The sequence below is a fragment of the Empedobacter sp. UBA3475 genome (genome assembly GCF_002378465.1).
GTDB lineage: Bacteria > Bacteroidota > Bacteroidia > Flavobacteriales > Weeksellaceae > Empedobacter > Empedobacter falsenii_B.
Genome location: NZ_DFRA01000027.1, coordinates 18,410 through 37,414, shown reverse-complemented (window position 1 = coordinate 37,414; position 19,005 = coordinate 18,410). Strand labels below are relative to the sequence as shown.

Annotated in this window: 13 protein-coding genes, 1 tRNA gene and 1 pseudogene; 8 read left to right on the top strand and 7 right to left on the bottom strand. The window is 30.7% G+C overall.

What is annotated here, in order from left to right; genetic code table 11:
* The first annotated feature begins 182 nt into the window (after positions 1-182).
* The 7 genes and pseudogenes from pnuC to B3I31_RS05950 all read left to right on the top strand — a co-directional run bounded on the left by pnuC (position 183) and on the right by B3I31_RS05950 (position 5,332).
* The gene (gene pnuC / locus B3I31_RS05980; protein ID WP_219034749.1) at positions 183-770 is read left to right on the top strand and encodes a nicotinamide riboside transporter PnuC; all 588 of its coding nucleotides are present in this window, start codon (positions 183-185) and stop codon (positions 768-770) included.
* A complete protein-coding gene (locus tag B3I31_RS05975; RefSeq protein ID WP_291046102.1) occupies positions 754-1,779 on the top strand; it encodes a hypothetical protein in 1,026 nt (341 codons plus the stop codon). The genes pnuC and B3I31_RS05975 overlap by 17 nt, the downstream gene beginning before the upstream one ends.
* Before the next feature lie 28 nt (positions 1,780-1,807).
* Positions 1,808-1,879, top strand: a tRNA-Arg gene (locus tag B3I31_RS05970).
* A 64-nt stretch (positions 1,880-1,943) separates the two neighbouring features.
* Positions 1,944-2,710 (top strand): annotated as a pseudogene (locus B3I31_RS05965) (sulfite exporter TauE/SafE family protein).
* Positions 2,711-3,502, top strand: a complete 792-nt coding sequence (locus tag B3I31_RS05960) for a hypothetical protein (RefSeq protein ID WP_221854784.1) — start codon at positions 2,711-2,713, stop codon at positions 3,500-3,502. It abuts the pseudogene before it with no gap.
* 190 nt (positions 3,503-3,692) lie between these two features.
* Positions 3,693-4,307: a deoxynucleoside kinase gene (locus B3I31_RS05955; protein WP_038333632.1), complete on the top strand. Its 615-nt coding sequence runs from the start codon at positions 3,693-3,695 to the stop codon at positions 4,305-4,307.
* Between the two features lie 71 nt (positions 4,308-4,378).
* On the top strand, positions 4,379-5,332 hold the full coding sequence (locus B3I31_RS05950; protein WP_219034739.1) for an EamA family transporter: 954 nt from the start codon (positions 4,379-4,381) through the stop codon (positions 5,330-5,332).
* A gap of 96 nt (positions 5,333-5,428) precedes the next feature.
* On the opposite strand, the gene B3I31_RS05945 is transcribed toward B3I31_RS05950, so the two are convergent.
* From B3I31_RS05945 to B3I31_RS05915, 7 genes are all read right to left on the bottom strand, one after another.
* Positions 5,429-6,697: an ectonucleotide pyrophosphatase/phosphodiesterase gene (locus B3I31_RS05945; RefSeq protein WP_219034738.1), complete on the bottom strand. Its 1,269-nt coding sequence runs from the start codon at positions 6,695-6,697 to the stop codon at positions 5,429-5,431.
* 76 nt (positions 6,698-6,773) lie between these two features.
* Complete coding sequence (locus B3I31_RS05940) at positions 6,774-7,874, bottom strand: serine hydrolase domain-containing protein (RefSeq protein ID WP_286496138.1); 1,101 nt, start codon at positions 7,872-7,874, stop codon at positions 6,774-6,776.
* A 264-nt stretch (positions 7,875-8,138) separates the two neighbouring features.
* Positions 8,139-14,246, bottom strand: coding sequence for an alpha-2-macroglobulin family protein (locus tag B3I31_RS05935; protein ID WP_291087751.1), 6,108 nt, complete (start codon positions 14,244-14,246; stop codon positions 8,139-8,141).
* Between the two features lie 150 nt (positions 14,247-14,396).
* Positions 14,397-14,909 carry an IS1096 element passenger TnpR family protein gene (locus B3I31_RS05930; RefSeq protein ID WP_038333549.1) on the bottom strand — a complete coding sequence of 171 codons (513 nt, stop codon included), beginning with the start codon at positions 14,907-14,909 and terminating at the stop codon, positions 14,397-14,399.
* A gap of 3 nt (positions 14,910-14,912) precedes the next feature.
* A complete protein-coding gene (locus B3I31_RS05925) occupies positions 14,913-16,334 on the bottom strand; it encodes a CCA tRNA nucleotidyltransferase (RefSeq protein ID WP_291087748.1) in 1,422 nt (473 codons plus the stop codon).
* Between the two features lie 31 nt (positions 16,335-16,365).
* Positions 16,366-16,923, bottom strand: coding sequence for an L-threonylcarbamoyladenylate synthase (locus B3I31_RS05920; protein ID WP_286496134.1), 558 nt, complete (start codon positions 16,921-16,923; stop codon positions 16,366-16,368).
* Positions 16,924-17,016: 93 nt separating this feature from the next.
* Positions 17,017-18,078, bottom strand: a complete 1,062-nt coding sequence (locus tag B3I31_RS05915; RefSeq protein ID WP_125350144.1) for a glycosyltransferase family 4 protein — start codon at positions 18,076-18,078, stop codon at positions 17,017-17,019.
* A 128-nt stretch (positions 18,079-18,206) separates the two neighbouring features.
* Here B3I31_RS05915 and B3I31_RS05910 point away from each other — a divergent pair, with 128 nt between their 5' ends.
* A complete protein-coding gene (locus tag B3I31_RS05910; RefSeq protein WP_286496133.1) occupies positions 18,207-18,989 on the top strand; it encodes a lipopolysaccharide kinase InaA family protein in 783 nt (260 codons plus the stop codon).
* Positions 18,990-19,005 lie beyond the last annotated feature (16 nt).

The window sequence follows — 19,005 nt, the reverse complement described above, 5'->3', positions numbered from 1 at the left end:
GAGAAAGCTTTTTTGATTATTAATTAGGAAAACTCATCAAAACTTTTCATCTTTGCCTTTCAATGGGGTGCTAAAAAGCTGAGAATATACCCAAGAACAATTTTGTTCTATACCTGATCCAGATAATGCTGGCGGAGGAATTGATGTTAGCAATAACTTCTATCTCCTCATCAAAACAAATTATGATGAAGGAAATTATTTTACACACAACTTGGCTTGAATGGCTAGGTGTCACATTTTCTATTTTTCAAGTCGTATTGGCGAGATTCAATAATCCAAAAAATTATTTATTTGGAATTGCAGGAATTACATTATCGCTTTTCGTTATGTTCAATTCTAAGCTATATGCCGAGTTCACTCTTAATATTTATTATTTAGTGATGAGCATTTATGGTTGGTTATATTGGCAATTTGGACAACAAAAACACGAAATTGAAATTACGATAACCAACAAAAAAGAATGGGGAGTTGTCTCAGGAATTGTTTTAAGTAGTTTTACCATTTTTTATTTAACACTTACACATATCACCGATTCTGACGTTCCAATTTGGGATTCAATCGTAAGCGCATTTGCATGGGCTGGTATGTGGTTAATGGCAAAACGTAAACTCGAAAATTGGATTTTGTTGAATATTAGTAACATTATTTCAATTCCATTAATGATTCACAAAGATTTGTATTTATATGCTATTTTATCGTTGATTTTATTCTGTGTGGCGATTTCTGGATATTTTAATTGGAGAAAAATTTTGAATGAAAATAATGCTTGATATTCCCAAAATTCAAAAAGAATTATTGAATAAAGAATCCTTTAATCAAGTAGTTCTCGATCATATTTATACTCAAAATTGGTTGAATATTTGGGTTCCGAAACAATACAATGGACTTGGCTTACATTTTTCTGAAGGATTAAAAATTCTTCAATCAGTTGCTAAAATTGACGGAAGTTTAGGTTGGTTTATAACTCTTTGTAGTGGAGCAAATTATTTTTCTCGAAATCTAAAACCCGATATTGCTTATAATTTATTTTCATCACAAAAAACGTGTTTTGGTGGAAGCGGAATGCTTGGTGGAACTGCTGAAAAAGTTGGAGATAAATATATCATAAACGGTTTGTGGCATTATGCAACTGGCGCTCCTTACCTCACTCATTTTACATTAAATGCGAAAATAATCGAAGATGGAAAAGAGAAATTGGATAAAAATGGTGAACCAAAGTTTTTGTCATTTATTTTAAATAAATCTCAAGTTAAATTAATTTCAACTTGGAAATCAATGGGAATGGTTGCTACATCTTCTCATAGTTTTGAAGTAGAAAATGAAATCGTTCATCAAGATTATAGTTTTATTTATAATGAATTTTATAGTGATGATTTGGTCGAAAAAATACCTTTCCGAATTTTTGCTGATTTAACTTTATTGGTAAATTATCTTGGAATGGCAGAACATTTTATCGAAAAAAGTTTAGAGATTATTCAATACCAAAAACAAACTAATTTTGATAATTTCGTTATTAAATCAACTTCGAAAACTATTGAATTTGCTAAAACAATAGAAAATTTATTGACAAATAATTCTCCTATTTCAGAAGAAATCGAAACTGAAATTCATTCATTTGGAATAGAAACTGTTGAGAAAATCACTCAATTTATCATTGAAATTTATCCACAACTTGGAATTAAAGCTTCAAAAATAAATGAAGAAATCAATCAAATTTTCAGAGATTATTTTACCGCAACCCAACACCGAAATTTTAGACAAAATATTCAACTCAAATAGTCTATTTATCTATATTTGCAAAACTTTTGGCTGCGTAATTTAATGGATAGAATATCAGATTCCGGTTCTGACAGTATGAGTTCGAGTCTCATCGTGGCTACAATTTTTAATAATTCCTTCATTATTTATTATTTCTCTTATACATTTGCCAAAATTTTTCAGTTTTGGAAATCGAGATTTTATTCTATTTATGCATGGCAGCTTTTTGCGCTGGCTTCATCGACTCTATTGTTGGTGGTGGTGGATTAATACAAACGCCATTATCACTTGCTTTTTTACCTAATTTACCTGTTTCAACAGTAATCGGAACGCTAAAAATTCCAGCATTTAGTGGAACAGCTTTAGCAACTTCACAATATCTAAAAAAGGTAAAAATAGATTGGAAACTTTTCACGATTATGGCTATATGCGCATTTGTTTCTGCTTTTTTAGGATCACAATTGTTAACGGTTATCAATAATGATTTTATGAAGCCTGTTTTGTTAATCATTTTGATTGTTTTAGCCATTTACACTATTTTCAAGAAAGATTTTGGACAAGCAACCGAGCGTAAAATTCCTTACCACATTGCGATTATCAATGGTTGTATTGTGAGTATTGCAGTTGGTTTTTACGATGGTTTTATTGGTCCTGCAACTGGAACTTTCTTTATTTTGGGATTCGTAACACTTCTTGGTATGGATTTTTTGAAAGCTAATACTAATGCAAAACTGATCAATTTAGCAACTAATTTTGGTTCGATTTGTTTGTTTTTAATCAAAGGGCAAATTATCTGGAAAATAGCTTTACCAATGGCTATTTGCAACGCTTTAGGAGGTTTATTGGAGCAAAATTAGCCATCAACAAAGGGAATAAATTTATTCGATACATATTTATTTTGGTAATCCTACTCTCAATTTGTAGATTTGGTTATGAAGTAATTTTCAAGTAAATGAAAACCATTTTTTCAATTATTTTTGTTTCTGCATTTATCACTGTTTTTTCTCAAAAGTTTGAGTTAAAAGATTCAGTTTTGATTGAAAATAAAACAATCAAATCAATTGATACTGATCTAAATAATTCGATTTATTTGATTTCAGATACTAGAATTGAAAAAATATTTCAGTCGAAAAAGAACAAAAGTATTGATCTCAAAAATATTATTACTTCAGTTGATGTCAATAATCCACTTCGAGCTTATGTGTATTCAAATTTTAATCAACTCACTATTTTAGACGAAGATTTGAATCCTATTCAGGATATTGTAAAGATTAAATCTAACGATTTTATGCCTGCAGCATTAAAAGTTGTTGACACGCAATTTTGTTGGTTTTATGATTTAATCGGGAATAAAATTGTTTACTATAATTATCAGTTACAAAAACCAATTCTGACATCAAAACAAATTTATTTGAAGTATAATGATCAATCAATCGATAAAATACATGTGTACAAAAATTTGGTGTATTTAAAAGGTCAGAAAACAATTTATGTTTACGATGATTATGGAAATTTCAAATCTAATTTTGAATTTGACACCAATCAGCAACCTTTTTATTTTTATAAAGATGTTATTTTCTATATAAATGACAATAAACTAATATCAAAAAATATTGTTAATCAAAATTTGACGACTTTTATCGATTTAGAAAATGTAAAAAGTTTTGCGTTTAGCGAAAAAAATCTTTATACTTTGGTCGAAAATAAAATTTACACTTATACTATTTTAAATACAAATAATTAATAATAAACTATTTAATCAATTAAAACTAATTACTAATCCTTATTTATTTTTAATTTATAATTGAATAAAAATTCATAAATCAATCGGAATAATTTTTTTCTAAAAAAAGATTTTTCTATGAGTCGCTAGCTTAGATTTTGTTTTGAAAATTAAGCTTTAGTATATTTGCAAACGTTAAAATAATTGGAAAATGCATATCGCCATAGCCGGAAATATTGGAGCAGGTAAAACTACTCTAACAAACCTTTTAGCAAAACAATACAACTGGACAGCTCAGTTTGAAGATGTAGAAATGAATCCGTATTTGGATGATTTTTACAACGACATGGAAAAATGGGCGTTCAATCTTCAGATTTATTTCTTAGGAAGCCGTTTTAATCAAGTAAAAGAGATTAGAGAAAGCGGAAAAGACATTATTCAGGATCGTACAATTTACGAAGATGCGCATATTTTTGCGAGTAACTTGAACGATATGGGATTATTGTCTACAAGAGATTATAACAACTATTTACGTGTTTTTAATTTGATGACAAGTTTTGTAGAAGCACCAGATTTATTGATTTATCTTAAAGCTTCAATTCCTACATTGGTTTCGCAAATTCAGAAACGTGGTCGCGATTACGAAAATTCGATTAGTATTGATTATTTGAATCGTCTAAACGAGAAATACGACAAGTGGATTTCGAATTATAAAGAAGGAAAAGTGTTGGTAATCGACGTGGATAATTTAGATTTTGTTGAAAATAAAGAAGATTTAGGATTCATTTTCAATAAAATAGAAGGAGAAATTAACGGACTTTTTTAGTCAGAAAAAATAAAGTAACTTGCACGGCTTGATTTTAAATTTAATCAGGCCGTTTTTTTGCGTAAAAAATTATGGAAAATAAAAGTATTTTGAAGGGAGTTTTGTTCGTTGCAATGGGCGCTAGCTTCTACGGAATGTTAGCAACATTTGTAAAAATTGCATACGATCAAGGCTATACGACTGCCGAGGTAACAACTTCTCAGTTTGTATTAGGAATTTTGATTTTGGGAATCATCAACTTATTTATGATGAGTAAAAAAGATTTACCAAAGATTGAACAAAAAGATAAAAAAAGGTTGATTCTTGCTGGAACTTCGTTAGGTTTCACAAGTTTATTTTACTATCTAGCGGTACAATATATCAATGTGTCAATCGCAATTGTATTGTTGATGCAAACGGTTTGGATTAGTATTTTGGTTGAGAGTATTTTGGGAAAACAATTTCCTTCTGCCAAAAAATTAATTGCAATGGTTTTGGTATTATTTGGAACTGTTTTGGCAACAAATTTAATCAACCAAGAAGTCGAGTTAAATCCTAAAGGATTGTTTTGGGGATTTTTAGCAGCTTGTTCTTTTACGACTACCATGTTTACATCGAATAGTTTAGCCAATTATTTACCAGCTTATAAAAAAAGTTTGTGGATGCTTTTTGGAGGTTCTATTATTGTGTCTCTATTTTTGTTTTTTAGCCAAATCGGACCTTATTACTTTGATGGTTTAATGAGCTTTTACAACAACTTTTCAAATGATGTAAATGGAATTCATGCATTCAATTTTAGCATTTTTTATACTTGGGGATTACCGTTGGCAATTTTCGGAACTGTCTTACCTCCTATTCTTTTAAACAAAGGTTTTCCGCACACAGGATTAGGTTTGGGAAGTATTGTTTCTTCGTTAGAATTACCCGTTTCAGTAACCATGGCTTTTGTGCTTTTACATGAACAAGTACTCGCAATACAATGGACAGGAATCGCCGTTATTATTTTTGCTATTATTATATCAAATCTGAATTTTAAGAAAAAATAAATTCAAAATGACGAATTCTTATAAGTCAATGAAAATTCAATAACAAAAAAAGCCAACTCTTAATAAGTTGGCTTTGTATTTTGAGTAAAATCTAAATTATTTCACCAAAATTTTATTGGCTAATTGATTTGTTCCATCAATTTTTTCTTGAATTGGTAAACCTAATATCTTCGCAAGCATTGGATAGATTTCTGTATTTGGAAAAACTTTAATCTCTTTACCAGACTTAATATTTGGTCCCCAAGCCATAAAAGTCGCTTTCATTTCTGGCGTTTCTTTTACATAAAAACCATGCGAACCTTTCGGTGCATTTTTGTTTGAGAAATAGTTTGGAGCATGTGCAATCAAAATAATATCTCCAATACGATTGTATCGATCATTCTTTTTATCAAAATGATATTTAGATGGGACATTTGTTGTTTTATACACTTCGAACGTATTATTCTGAACTGCTTTTATTTCTTTGTAAATTGATTCGATATCATTTTTATCTTTTACAAAAAGACTTACATAAGAACCATTTGAAGCAACTTGTACTTTTGATTCATCAATTTTAATTGGCAATTTCAATGGATTTTCATCATCAATTCTTGTCATTCCATGATCAGAAACAAAAACAAAATTCACTTTCAAACCTGTTTTTGCAACCTCATCATTCAATTTCTTGATTGATTGATCTACAAATTGTACAGCTTCCTTTGTTTCAGGTGCATCAGGACCAAAAGAATGCCCTGCGTGATCTACTTCCGGAAAATAAAACGTAATTAAATGTGGACGTTTTTCAGCTGGTAACTCCAACCAATTTACAACTTGCTGAATACGGTAATCAATTGGTGATTTTTCCGAATACTTGTACGAATACGTTGGGAACATACCATTAATAGGCGCTTCCGAACCTGGCCAATAGTAACAAGCAGCTAACATTTTGTTCTGTTCTGCAAGGTTCCAGATTGGCGTTCCTCCGTACCATTTCGGATTGATAACTGCATTTCTATTTCCCAATAAATAACGATCACCAACTTCTCTGTCTAACATATTATTTCCTACCAAACCATGATGAATAGGTGTTAAACCAGTTACAATTGTATAATGATTTGGAAATGTAACAGAAGGAAAAGACGGATACATGGCATCTGCTTTCACTCCATTTTTAGCCAAAGCTAATAGATTTTTAGCTTCATGTTTTTGAGCATAATCATAACGAAAACCATCTGCCGAAATCAAGATAACATAAGGTTTATCTTGTTGTTTGGCATCATTTACACGATTTTCGATTACGATTTGTTCTTCGATTTCTTGTGCATTTGCTGTAACTGAGAACGTTAAAACAATTGCAGAAAATATACTAAGTATTGATTTTTTCATGCCTCAAATTTAGAAAGTTTTATACTTAGAATGAATTAAAAAAATGTCAAATCTTATGAGAAAATTATTCAAAATTCTAACTCTTCTTCATCAACAACTTCAGAAATTCTTTTCCAATAAAAGGATTAATGATATGTTGAAACCCTTTTTGCAAGATAAAAACTGTAATTGTCGCATTAGTTTCTGGCGAATAAATCACATCTGTTCCCCACCAACCACCATGATAATAGGCATTGAATCCCATATCAAAATGATAAATTCCCAAACAATATTTCGATTGATCCGAAGGTAAAACATATGTTGACATCGAATCCAAAATTTGTTTATTCTGAATAATTTTCCCTTCAAACAAATACTGAAAAAACAGAGCCGATTCTTTCGCTGTCGAAGCTATTCCACCACCACCATACAAATCCCACGAAGGATCTAAATCATACGAATCCCACTTGTATTTATCTGCATATTGATGCGCAAGCGGAAGTGTTTTCGAAGGATATTTCTCCAAATCGATAAACCACGTTTGTGTCAAACCTAATTCTTTATACTTTAACAAATCTCGAATTACTTTGTAAAATGGTTGACGCGTTTTTTGTTCAATAATTTCTGCTAAAAGCAAATAATTGATATCACCGTAACTAAACTTTTCTCCTACTTTTTGTGGACTTCCGATTTCCATTGCTCGTTTTATTTGTTCCTCCTTCGTCCATTTATATTGCGGTCGCTGATTAACTAATTCAAAATACGCATCATCGACATAATCTTGTATTCCAGAAGTGTGCGACAACAAATGTTTGACTGTTATCGTATTCAAATCATAACCATCTTTTTCGAGCAATTGACGAGTCTTCTTAGACAATAAATTCTTGATCGATTGGTTAATTCTAACTTGACCTTTTTCTACCAAACGCAAAATTGCAGCAGCTACATAAGGTTTGGTATTACTTGCGATTAAAACCGGTTGTTGGCTGTTTAAAATTTCGTTGGTTTTAATATCCAAAACTCCTTTTGCATAACTCCACGAAATGTTTTGTTCTGGTGCTTCAACGTGAACAATAATTCCGACAGCGTTTTTATTTTTTTCGTAAATCGAATCTATTTTAGATTGAAAAATGGTTTGCAGCTGCGCAAATCCGATAAAAGGAATGAGTACAATATTGAGTAGAAGTCTTTTCTTCATTTAGTGTTATTTGATTTTAAAGATAAATAAAATCTTGAATTGTATGTGATACGCTTAACGTTTTAAGTTGTACGTAATATGTTTTACAAAGTGTAAAATTCGAAACACTAATCTCGTAACTCACGCAACTCATAAATCAAAAGAAAGCTAAGCAGGAATTACTAAACTCTTGCTTAAGAGTTCACCAACTCTTAGGTATCTTTTAACCAAAATAAAGGCAAGATTAAAAATCTTGCCTTTATTATTAAACTTACAAGTTAAAATCTATTTAATTTCAACACGAATTCCTTCACTTTGCGCACTCAATTCTGGTGCATACATATTTTGCATCGATGTAATTCCGTTCGAGAAATTACCTGCATTATTCGCTTTCAAATCATATTCGAAAACATATGTTCCTTTTCTCATGTAATCCGAAAAGAAATTAGTTGCAGCATCTCTTGTGCTTTCGTAATATCCAAATTCGCCTTTCCATTTGTAACCAGAAAGTACATTCACAGGTTCGAAACCACTTGCACGCATATCTTTGATGTGTACAAACTGCATGTTGCGATCAACAGAAATCTCTAATCGAACAGTTACAATATCACCAACTTTTATCGGTGTTGACGTTGTAATTTCTTTCAGAATTGGACCATTTGCAGAATTCGATTTAACAAATAATTTCTTGTTGAATTTAATTCCAGTTTCAGCAGATTTTATTTTATCTAAATCTTCAAAATATTGCCAATACATCGCTCCCCAAGCAACACCTGGAGAAGTTTTCGAAACTTCAACTTTACCCATTTCAGGTTTAATTTCTTCTTTGTTCCAAGAAGTTTTTACATAACCCGAACCAGCTTGCGCATTGTTATCTAAATCAATTTTTTGATTTCCGATCTTCACTTCAATTCCTTTCTCTGCATCTATCCAAGATTTTCCGAAATTCATTAAAGCATAAACCGCTTTTGTCGTTGCTTTTGTCGAATTCCACTGATTTGTTTGACGATTTTTCAATAACCAAACTTTCATTTCTTCGACAGATTTTTCATCTTTTGTTACCTCGTCAAATGCTTCGATTAACAACGATTGTGTTTCTACAGGCGCTTGATACCAAAACCAACCCGGTTGATTTTCTTTCCAATACATACCCATTTCATCCGATTCTACTGCTTTTTCTTTGATCGAATTGACTACAATCTTAGCAGCAGACTGCATTCCAAAACGATTCATCACAATTGCAGCCATTGCTTTTTGTTGCAACGACAACTCTAATTTTGTATCATTTAGATTCTTTAACATCGCTGTTTTCATTTCTTCCAATTCTTTCGACATCGGATAATCTTCTAAGAAAAACGAACGCGCATATAAATAATGTAAACCGTCTGAATACGTAACATCCTTGAATGATTTTTGATCTTTTTTGAACTCTTTGAAACGTTTTAAATTCTCATCATCAATAAACTGAATCGCTTTTTTGATTAATGGATTTACATCTATTTCAAATGCTTTGAAATTCACATCCATTTTCTTCATATTTCCGAAACCAGAAACAATATGCGTTGTGATATATTCGTTTGGACGACCACCGTCAAACCAAGCAAAGCCACCATTTGATTGTTGTTTATCCGATAATTTTTGGAAAGCCGATTTCATTTCCGTTTGCATTTGATTCAATTCAAATAAAACTGCAATTTGCTTCATTTGCTCTTCTTCGCTTTCTGCATTTTTCATCCAAGGCGTTTCTTCTAAAATGATATTTTTCAATTCTTGGTTCAATTGTAATTTTGATTTCAATTCACCTTTTTTGTTCCAATCATCAAAAACAGCTTTAATTTTTGGATTTGAATTGATCACTTTTTCTGAAATCATATTTCCATATAAACGCGAGAACACTTGCTCTGCACATTCGTAAGGATATTCGCGCAAATAAGGCAACGAGAAAACTGCATACCAAATCGGATTCGTTGTCATCTCGAATGTTAATTTGAAATTATCTAACGAAGTCGATTTATTGTTGATCATGTTATCAAATTGGAACGATTTCTTTTGACCTTCTTTCACATAAATCGGCAACGTTTCTGTCACCATCATACGATTTGTCAAAATTGGTAAAGCCGATTCTTCACCATCCGAAAAATCTCCAGCCGAAGCCACCACACGATACACAACTGCTTGTACATTTTTCGGAACATCAATTGTCCACGTCACTTGATCCGAGCTTCCTTTTGCAACAGAGAAATTCTGAACTGCATTTGTCAATTTGAATTGTGCATCAATTGGTTGATTGGTAAACGCATCAAACAACATCAATTTCGCAGAACCATTTAATACCTTATCTGATAAATTATTAATCTTAGACGAAACCGAAATTTGATCGCCTTCACGTAAGAAACGTGGCATATTTGGCACAACCATCAAGTCTTTTTGCGTGCGAACATTTTGCTCCAAATAACCTGTTTTAAGGTCTGGCGTATGTGCAATTGCCATAAATTTCCATTCTGTTAAACTTTCTGGCGTAGTAAATTCTATAATAATATTTCCTTTTGCATCTGTTTTTAAGTTTGGATAAAAGAAGGCTGTTTCATTTAAATTTGTACGCGCTTTTACATTATCTAAAGTTTCGTTTGCCTCTTTTTTAGTTGTAATAATCACTACTCCATTTGCTCCTCTTGCTCCATATAAAGCAGTCGCCTCTTCTCCTTTCAATACATTCATAGACTGAATATCATCTGAATTAAGTTCTGGCATTATATCATACACAACTCCATCTACAACATAAAGTGCATTTGAAATTTCGGCAGAAGAAACTCCACGAACTGTTACATTTGCAGAAGCTCCAGGTTCTCCTGCTTGAGTTGAATAACCTAACGATTTCTTATCTCTTGTAATTCCTAAAGCTGTTACAACAGAACCTTCTAAACTTACATCAGCAGCAGCCCCCATTTGTACCTCAACATGAATTTCATTTTCTGATACTTCTTTTATTTTTACACCTGGCGCAACAGACTTCATCATCATACGATTCATGCGATATTGATTGAAACCAAAATCAAATAAATTAAGGTCTAATCCTGCATATCCTCTTGCATAAAAATCATAATTTGTACGATAATAAATTGCTCGAGATTGATTTGTTATATAAAATTGATATAGATTAAAAGGGTTATTTCTTCTTGAATTTGTAAAATCATACACATTAAAATCTAATGAATTTGACGCAAATTGATCCAACGAAGCGTCGTACATACTTGTTAAAACCTCAGCTGAAACTTTATCTTTATTTGGTCCTTCAATTTTTAGTTGCCATTTTTCTTTTGCACCTGGCGTCAATTTATCACGTAAAACTTCAGCCGTAACTTTCAGTTGTTTATTGGTAAACGGAACTGCCAAATTAAGACTTCCTGTTTGCACATCATTGAATTTCGTCATGGCATAATTCACATAAATTCCACCGCGATATTCTTCTTTAATTGGAATTTCGACTACAGATTTTTTACTCAAATCCAAAAAACCTTTCTCAATAATTGTTTGATTCGCCTCTACTTCATAATACACAAATGTATTTTTAGAACCCGATTTGAACTCAATTTTTGCAACATCTTTTGGTTCGAAAGTCAATTTATTAGGCGAAACTGCTAAAAGTGTTTTAATTGCATTTGCTTTCTTTTCATTCGAAACATAAATCAATTTATCCACTTCCACTTTTTGTGTTCCGTCCATCACAAAACCTTTTACAACATAATAACCTTCTTCTAAATTTGAAGCTTGATTAAATTTAATTTCATCAGAAATTTTTGTATCAAAATCACTTTCAAAAACCTTTTGATTTGTTGTCCACGTTTTTGGATTCATTTCGTCACCATAAGGTTCATTCGGAAATATTTTTTTGAATTCTTCTTTCGAATAAATATTATAATCTGTTGTAAATTTTTGACGACGAACTATTTCTTTTGGTGCATTTAACGAATAAATTTCGACGTGTCCTTTTCCATCTAATTTTTCATCATTCAAGTTTTTCACTTCAATTTTGAAAGCTTTCAAATCATCTACTTTAGCTTTCTCAGAAATAGCAATATTTAACGATATTCTTGTGTCTCCAACTTTTACGGAAGAAGATTCTGATTGCGTTTCTCCATTGATATCCGTTGCATTTACTTCAATAAAATAATTGTAGGTTCTTACCTCATCTTTCTTTTTCTCCGAAGCTGGTTTTGCTACAAATTCAAAGTTAAATTTTCCTTCCGCATCTGTTGTTGTATCTCCAAACGTAATTTCTTCTCGTTCTCCACGACCTGCTGGAATTGAGCGATACCAAGGCCAAAATGTAAAAATTTCTTGACGATAAACACGATACGAAACTTTAGCATTATCGATATTAGCACCAGAAAAAGCAATCGCCTTTCCTTCTACTTTTACCTTGTCGTTTAAACTATAAACACCTTTATTTTTCTCTATTTCTACTTTGAATTTTGGACGTTTATATTCTTCCACTTTGAATGAATAATAACCGTCTTCATTAATAGCTCTGATCGAAAAGTTACCTGTTAAAGCAGAACTTGGCAAAATAAAACTTCCATTTACAGATCCAAATTCATTAGTTGTTAAATCTATTTTAGAAAGCTCTTTATTGTTAACATCATATAAAGCAATCGTCAATTTAGAATTTGGAATGATATTTCGAGTTTTATCTTTCGATAAATAATAAATTCCTTTGAAATAAACCGTTTGTCCAGGACGATAAATCGCACGATCTGTGAAAATCTTGACAGAAGAATCATCATCTTCATCATCACGATCATAATCGTAGTAATACGTTGAATAAATAGTATGTTCGTCTTTCACACGATATTGAAGATTTCTCCAGCCCGAAGGAATTGTTATTATTCCATCTTTATCCGATGTTAAAGTTTTTGTTTCCTTTTTATTATAATTTGTCAAATTAGAAAACTCAACCGCAACATTACTTTCTGGTTTTCCAGTTTCACGATTCACAACCGACAATTTATCATTTAAAGAATTTATCGCATATTTCGAAACCATTACATCTAAATAATCAATATCGTCTTTTGTGTTGATTCTGAATTCAGAATTATTCGAAAAAAGGACAATATAACGACCAGATTTTAGTGGATTTAATTTAACAATTGTCGAATGATTTTGATAATCTTCAAACGATTTAACATCAATTGCATATTGATCAACAACCTTTAAACTATTCAGAAATTTTTGCGCTTCTGCAATTCTATTTTCGTTGTAAACATTTAACGCTTGTATTTTATCTTTTCCATCAAAACCTTCATTATAAGCGAAAATTCTCACAAAAACTTGCGACAAATTTTTATGCGTTAATTGAATTGGTGTATTCTGATTTTCGTTAATATATCGCTCTGCTTGTACACTTAATTCTTGCGATTTTATCTTCGAAACTAAATTATTTATATTCTCTAATTCCTCCGAATTTGGATAAAGCTTCGCAACTTTTTGTTGTAGTTCAAAAATCTTATTTACGTTCGCCAATTTATCTTCTTGCAAACCATAATAATCTGTCGCTAAAGTTGCATACACATAAGACGAATACCATGCTTTTGGATATTTTGTTGCTAAAAATTCTTTTTGTTTAATAATTTCTTGAACCGAAGTCGAACCTCGGTTTGAATCAATTAAAATCAATTCATTGTACAAAACAGCATTTTCGTTATTTTTTTGTTTATTAATCTCAACTAAATCAGAAAGCAATTGATTTGCTTTATCTTTTTCATCATTCTCATTCAGATAATTGATATAATTTCTTGCTAAAACATCATACAATGTTGGCGTTAAATCAAATTGTTGTTGCGCATTTTTCTTATCATTTGCAATATTCAAAATCATTTTATAATCTTGAGATTTTGCATTTATTAATTCATTTTTTGGTTGAATTGATTTCGAAAAATAATCATTAATTGTTTTCTTAAAAGTATCTTCTGTCCAAAATCTCACATCATTTGTAGCTTGATTTTCGACATTTGTACGACTATTGATTTTCCAACGATTTTCGTTGTAATACAATTGATATAACTCAGCTAAATATGAATAAACAATCGCATTATTTACAATTGATTTTTCATCTAAATCCTTTTTAAACAAATCAAAAACGAAGTTTACATCATCTGTTTCATCAGAAGTTGCGACTTTTATTTTTGCTTCATAAAACAAAGCTTTCAGATAACTTTGTTGATTATTTTGCTTTTTTGATAACGTTTTAAGTTCATCAATTTTTGGTTGGATAGATTTGAATTGACCATTTTGCATTTGTTGGTCAATTTCCTTCCACTTTTGATCAATCGTTGGGGATTGAGCCATAAGCATCGAATTGGTTAAAATTAATAATAAAAACAGTAGCTGTTTCATAGATTCTTTCTTTTATCAGTAGATGCAAGTTACGGAAAAATGGTTGGTTGAGGAAGTAAAAAAATTATCAAATGGTTTATATATAGCACAAAAAAAATCTGAATGTTGCCATTCAGATTTTTTGATATATAAGTTGATTAGTTGTAGTTTTTATAAATCGTCTACGTCTAAATCTTCGTCGATTTGTAAATCATTTAATTCAGCATCTTCTGCAAAATCAATATCTTCTTCATCGTCTAAATCAACCATCATGTCTTTTTTAGGCGCTTTAAGAGGCATTGAACCGAAACGGTAAACCGTTAATGGATAATTAAGAACAGCTGGTTTATCTTCTACAGAAATTAATTCAGCCACAAATGTCCACATTTCCATAAAATCATATACAAAAGCCATACGATCTCCTTGATTAGCAAAAGCTTCTTTGATATAAAAATCAGCCATTGTTTCATCAGTTCCATCATCAGACATATCCTCTAAAGGAATTTCTTTTGTTTGGTTTCCATCTTCATCTACTTCATAGAACGACGCCAACTCCTCACCTTGTAAACTAAAAGCACTAATTATACCTTTGTACAATGTGAATAATGTTTGCTTCTCTTTAATTTCTATGTCTCTAAAAACATCCTCTTTTGCATCAAGGAATACACGAATTTTATATATCACTTTCTAAATATTTTTCGGTTCCAAATTTAAATCTTTTCCCATATTAATTACAAATTCTAATGCAGAATTATAATTATTTTCTACTTCGCCTTCTAAAATTGCTTCTTTGATGGCATTTTTTAAGATTCCAATCTCTTTTCCTGGCTGAATATCAAATATTTCCATTATTTGTTCACCTGTAATTGGTGGTTGAAAATTACGTACTTTATCACGTTCTTCAACATCTTTTATTTTTTGTTCTACAACTTCAAAATTTTGTTTGAAACGTTTTTGATTACGTTCATTTTTTGTTGTAATATCAGCTTTGCAAAGCGTAATTAAATCGTCGAAATCTTCTCCAGCATCAAACAATAATCTACGTAATGCCGAATCTGTAGCGTCGTCTGTTACAACAGCAATTGGTCGAGAACTCATCATGACTAACTTCTGAACATATTTTACTTGCGGTCCTAATGGTAATTTTAATCGTCTGAACAATTTTAATACCATTTTTGATCCAACAAATTCATGCGAATGAAATGTCCAACCTACATTTTTATCAAAACGTTTTGTTACAGCTTTTCCAATATCATGCAACAACGCTGCCCAACGTAACCAAACATTATCTGTGTTGACAGAAATATTATCAACGACTTCTAACGTATGATAAAAATTATCTTTATGTTTCTGACCTTCAACCTCTTCGATTCCTTTTAACGCAACCAATTCTGGTAAAATATGTTGCATTAATCCTGATTGTTCCAACAACAATAATCCGACCGAAGGTTTGTCAGTCATCATAATTTTCTGAAACTCATCCATTACGCGTTCAAAAGATACGATATTAATACGTTCTGCATTATCAATTATTGCCTGAAAAGATTTTTTTTCTATTTCAAAATCCAATTGAGCTGCAAAACGAATCGCACGCATCATACGCAAAGGATCATCAGAATAGGTAACATTCGGCTCTAATGGTGTTTTGATAATTTTATTATTCAAATCTTCTACTCCATTAAAAGGATCAATTAATTCGCCAAAATTCTCTTTATTCATCGAAATTGCCAATGTATTGATCGTAAAATCACGACGTTTTTGGTCGTCTTCCAACGTTCCGTCTTCAACATGTGGTTTTCGACTATCTTCTGAATAACTTTCTTTTCGCGCACCTACAAATTCCAAATCTGTGTCTTTATATTTGAACATTGCTGTTCCAAAACGTTTAAAAACTGAAACTTGTGATGTATGTCCTAATTTATTAGCCAATTCTTTAGCCAATAAAATTCCATTTCCAACTGTTACAAAATCGATGTCCTTTTTCTGACCACGATTCAATAAATAATCGCGTACAAATCCACCAACCACATAAGTTTCTTGATTAATTTCATCAGCAACTTCTGCTACATTTCTAAAAATTGGATTTGATACGGCTTCTAAGATTTTCATTCTGCAAAAGTATAAGTTTTGAAATAAAAAACTACTCTCTAATAACTTTTACTTCGTTATCTAGACCTAATTTAATTATCGTTGATGCAGTGAACTGAGGTACAAAGGTTTTTGTTTCATCTGGATAAAAGTCAACACGCTCTAAAATAGTAGGATTAACTTCCGAAAACACTTTTGGAGAAGATTCTCCTGATAAATTAGCCGATGTAGACACAATTGGTCCTCCTAATTTCCCGATGATTTTTTTACAAAACAAATCATCAGTCATTCGAATGGCAATTGTATTATCTTCTGCAATTAACGATTGTGGTAAACCTTTTGGATTATCGTAAATAATTGTAAGAGGTTTTTCGTTCAAATCAATCAAATCCCAAGCTAATTCTGGCACCTCAACAATATTTTGTAACATACGTGGAGAATCAACCAAAATAATCAACGATTTTGATGAAGGACGATTTTTTATCTGATAAATTTTTTCGATTGCAGCCTCATTCTTCGCATCACAACCCAGTCCAAGAATTGTGTCTGTTGGATAAAGCATTGTTTCTCCTTGTTTTAGTTTGGCTACAATTTCGTTTATATCTGACATTTTCTTTGTTTTATAAATTTGAGTGCAAAGGTATTATAGGAAAGTTGAATGAAGTCGATTTTCTTCGAAATATTATTTATCGCAAAATAGATTTTAGATTTCATAGACCTTTAGATATTCATTTGCCGCTTTATCCCAACTAAAACTTCCAGCTCTTTTGATATAAGCTTCTATAAAATAATCTGAATTTTGATTGTATTGATTTAACGCATCTTCCACTACATTTTTCATATATTCTGGTTCAAAATCATTCCAATAAAACGCATCTTTTCCACCAATTTCTGGTAAAGACGTTTTATCAGATAAAATAATTGGTTTTCCAAAGCTCATCGCTTCTAAGGGAGGCAAACCAAAACCTTCTCCAGTTGATGGAAATAAGAACGCTTCGCAATTTTGCATATAAAATTGCTTTGCTCGTTCAGAAACTTTACCTGATAAAAAAACTTGGTTTTCTAATTTTTCTTTAGCAATTAAATCTTTTATTTTTTGACCATAGGCATTCGTACAATTCCCAGAAATAATCAAATTAAAATCTGGTAAAAATTTCATCATTTTTACAAGTGATTCAAAATTTTTCTTTTCAAGAAAAGCTCCAATCGTATAAAAATAAGGTTTTGAAATATCTAATGGAGATTGAAAATCATCACAATTTATAATTTCTGAAATTGAATTTCCATTATAAATTATTGTATTTTCTATTCCCGAAATATCAAAATATTGCATAGTTTGTTTCTTTGCATATTCAGAAATAAATGTGATAACATCTACTCGCTTAATCTTTTCTTTAAAATATTTAATGTGATTTGGACTATAATCAAGCGAATTTTCTTCCATAAAATTAACATCATGAATCGTCAAAACATATTTTTTTGGTTTATGACAAGGTTCAACTTTTATATTTTGATTTAAGGAGTGCCAAACATCATACTTTTCACGCGTTCTGAAAAACGGATTGCGCATTAAACTATAATATTTTTTATAATGAAATTTAGTACCAAATTCAGTCCTTAAATCTTCAGGTTTTTTGTAAAGTAAATAAATTTGATCATCAAAATTTAATTTCGAAAGAGCTTTAATCAATTCGTAATTAAAAACTCCGAAACCAGTTGCACGATTCTTTAGATTATGAGATTCTAAAAGAATTTTTTTTACCATAAGTTAGGTTCTAAAATTTTTAAAAAACTTGTTTTAAGTTGTCCTTATTTTCAACAAAAATAGACATATCTTTGACAGATTAAAATGAAATATAGATTTTTTCTATATTAATTATAATATTTTGAAAAATGACACAGAAAATTGTCGTAAATAATAATTATCAAACTACGCAAACTGAAATCAAATCCATTATTGACAATTTTGACTTGATTGACGATTATATTGCAAAAGGCACAAGAAATTCTATCAAAAAAAAGACATTAAAATCGGGTAAAATTGCTACGATTAAATCATTCAAAATTCCGAATATTGTCAATAAATTTGTATATCGATTTTTCAGAAAATCAAAAGCTGAACGATCATTCTTATATGCTAATAAATTAATTGATTTAGGTTTTAAAACACCTACTCCAATCGCATATGTCGAAAATTTTAATACAATCTCATTTTTAAAAAGTTATTATTTTTGTGAATTAGTTACATCTGAAATAACTTTTAGAGAATTAGTTTTAGATATTAATTATTCAAATCGAAATGAAATCTTGAAACAATTTACAAAATTCACATTTGATTTGCATGAAGCTGGAATTGAATTTTTGGATCATTCTCCTGGAAATACTTTAATTAAGCAAGTTGGAGAAAATCAATATGAGTTTTATTTGGTTGATTTAAATCGCATGAATTTTCATAATTCAATGAGTTTTGATATTCGAATGAAAAATTTTTCTCGTCTAACTCCTCAAAAAGAAATGATAGAAATTATGGGAAAAGAATATGCGAAACTTATTAATAAACCAGAACAAGAAGTTATTAAAGAAATGTGGAATAAAACACAAGAATTCCAGCAAAAATTTCAAACAAAACAAGCTCGAAAAAAGAAATTAAAAGCCATGATTGGTAAAAAACAATAACAAAAAAGCAGATTTA

Excerpts from the sequence above, each read along its gene's own strand:
- B3I31_RS05935 (WP_291087751.1), bottom strand. The coding sequence starts at position 14,246 with ATGAAACAGCTACTGTTTTTATTATTAATTTTAACCAATTCGATGCTT.
- B3I31_RS05915 (WP_125350144.1), bottom strand. The coding sequence starts at position 18,078 with ATGGTAAAAAAAATTCTTTTAGAATCTCATAATCTAAAGAATCGTGCA.
- B3I31_RS05950 (WP_219034739.1), top strand. The coding sequence starts at position 4,379 with ATGGAAAATAAAAGTATTTTGAAGGGAGTTTTGTTCGTTGCAATGGGC.
- B3I31_RS05920 (WP_286496134.1), bottom strand. The coding sequence starts at position 16,923 with ATGTCAGATATAAACGAAATTGTAGCCAAACTAAAACAAGGAGAAACA.
- B3I31_RS05955 (WP_038333632.1), top strand. The coding sequence starts at position 3,693 with ATGCATATCGCCATAGCCGGAAATATTGGAGCAGGTAAAACTACTCTA.
- B3I31_RS05945 (WP_219034738.1), bottom strand. The coding sequence starts at position 6,697 with ATGAAAAAATCAATACTTAGTATATTTTCTGCAATTGTTTTAACGTTC.
- B3I31_RS05940 (WP_286496138.1), bottom strand. The coding sequence starts at position 7,874 with ATGAAGAAAAGACTTCTACTCAATATTGTACTCATTCCTTTTATCGGA.
- B3I31_RS05925 (WP_291087748.1), bottom strand. The coding sequence starts at position 16,334 with ATGAAAATCTTAGAAGCCGTATCAAATCCAATTTTTAGAAATGTAGCA.
- B3I31_RS05960 (WP_221854784.1), top strand. The coding sequence starts at position 2,711 with ATGAAAACCATTTTTTCAATTATTTTTGTTTCTGCATTTATCACTGTT.
- B3I31_RS05910 (WP_286496133.1), top strand. The coding sequence starts at position 18,207 with ATGACACAGAAAATTGTCGTAAATAATAATTATCAAACTACGCAAACT.
- pnuC (WP_219034749.1), top strand. The coding sequence starts at position 183 with ATGATGAAGGAAATTATTTTACACACAACTTGGCTTGAATGGCTAGGT.
- B3I31_RS05975 (WP_291046102.1), top strand. The coding sequence starts at position 754 with ATGAAAATAATGCTTGATATTCCCAAAATTCAAAAAGAATTATTGAAT.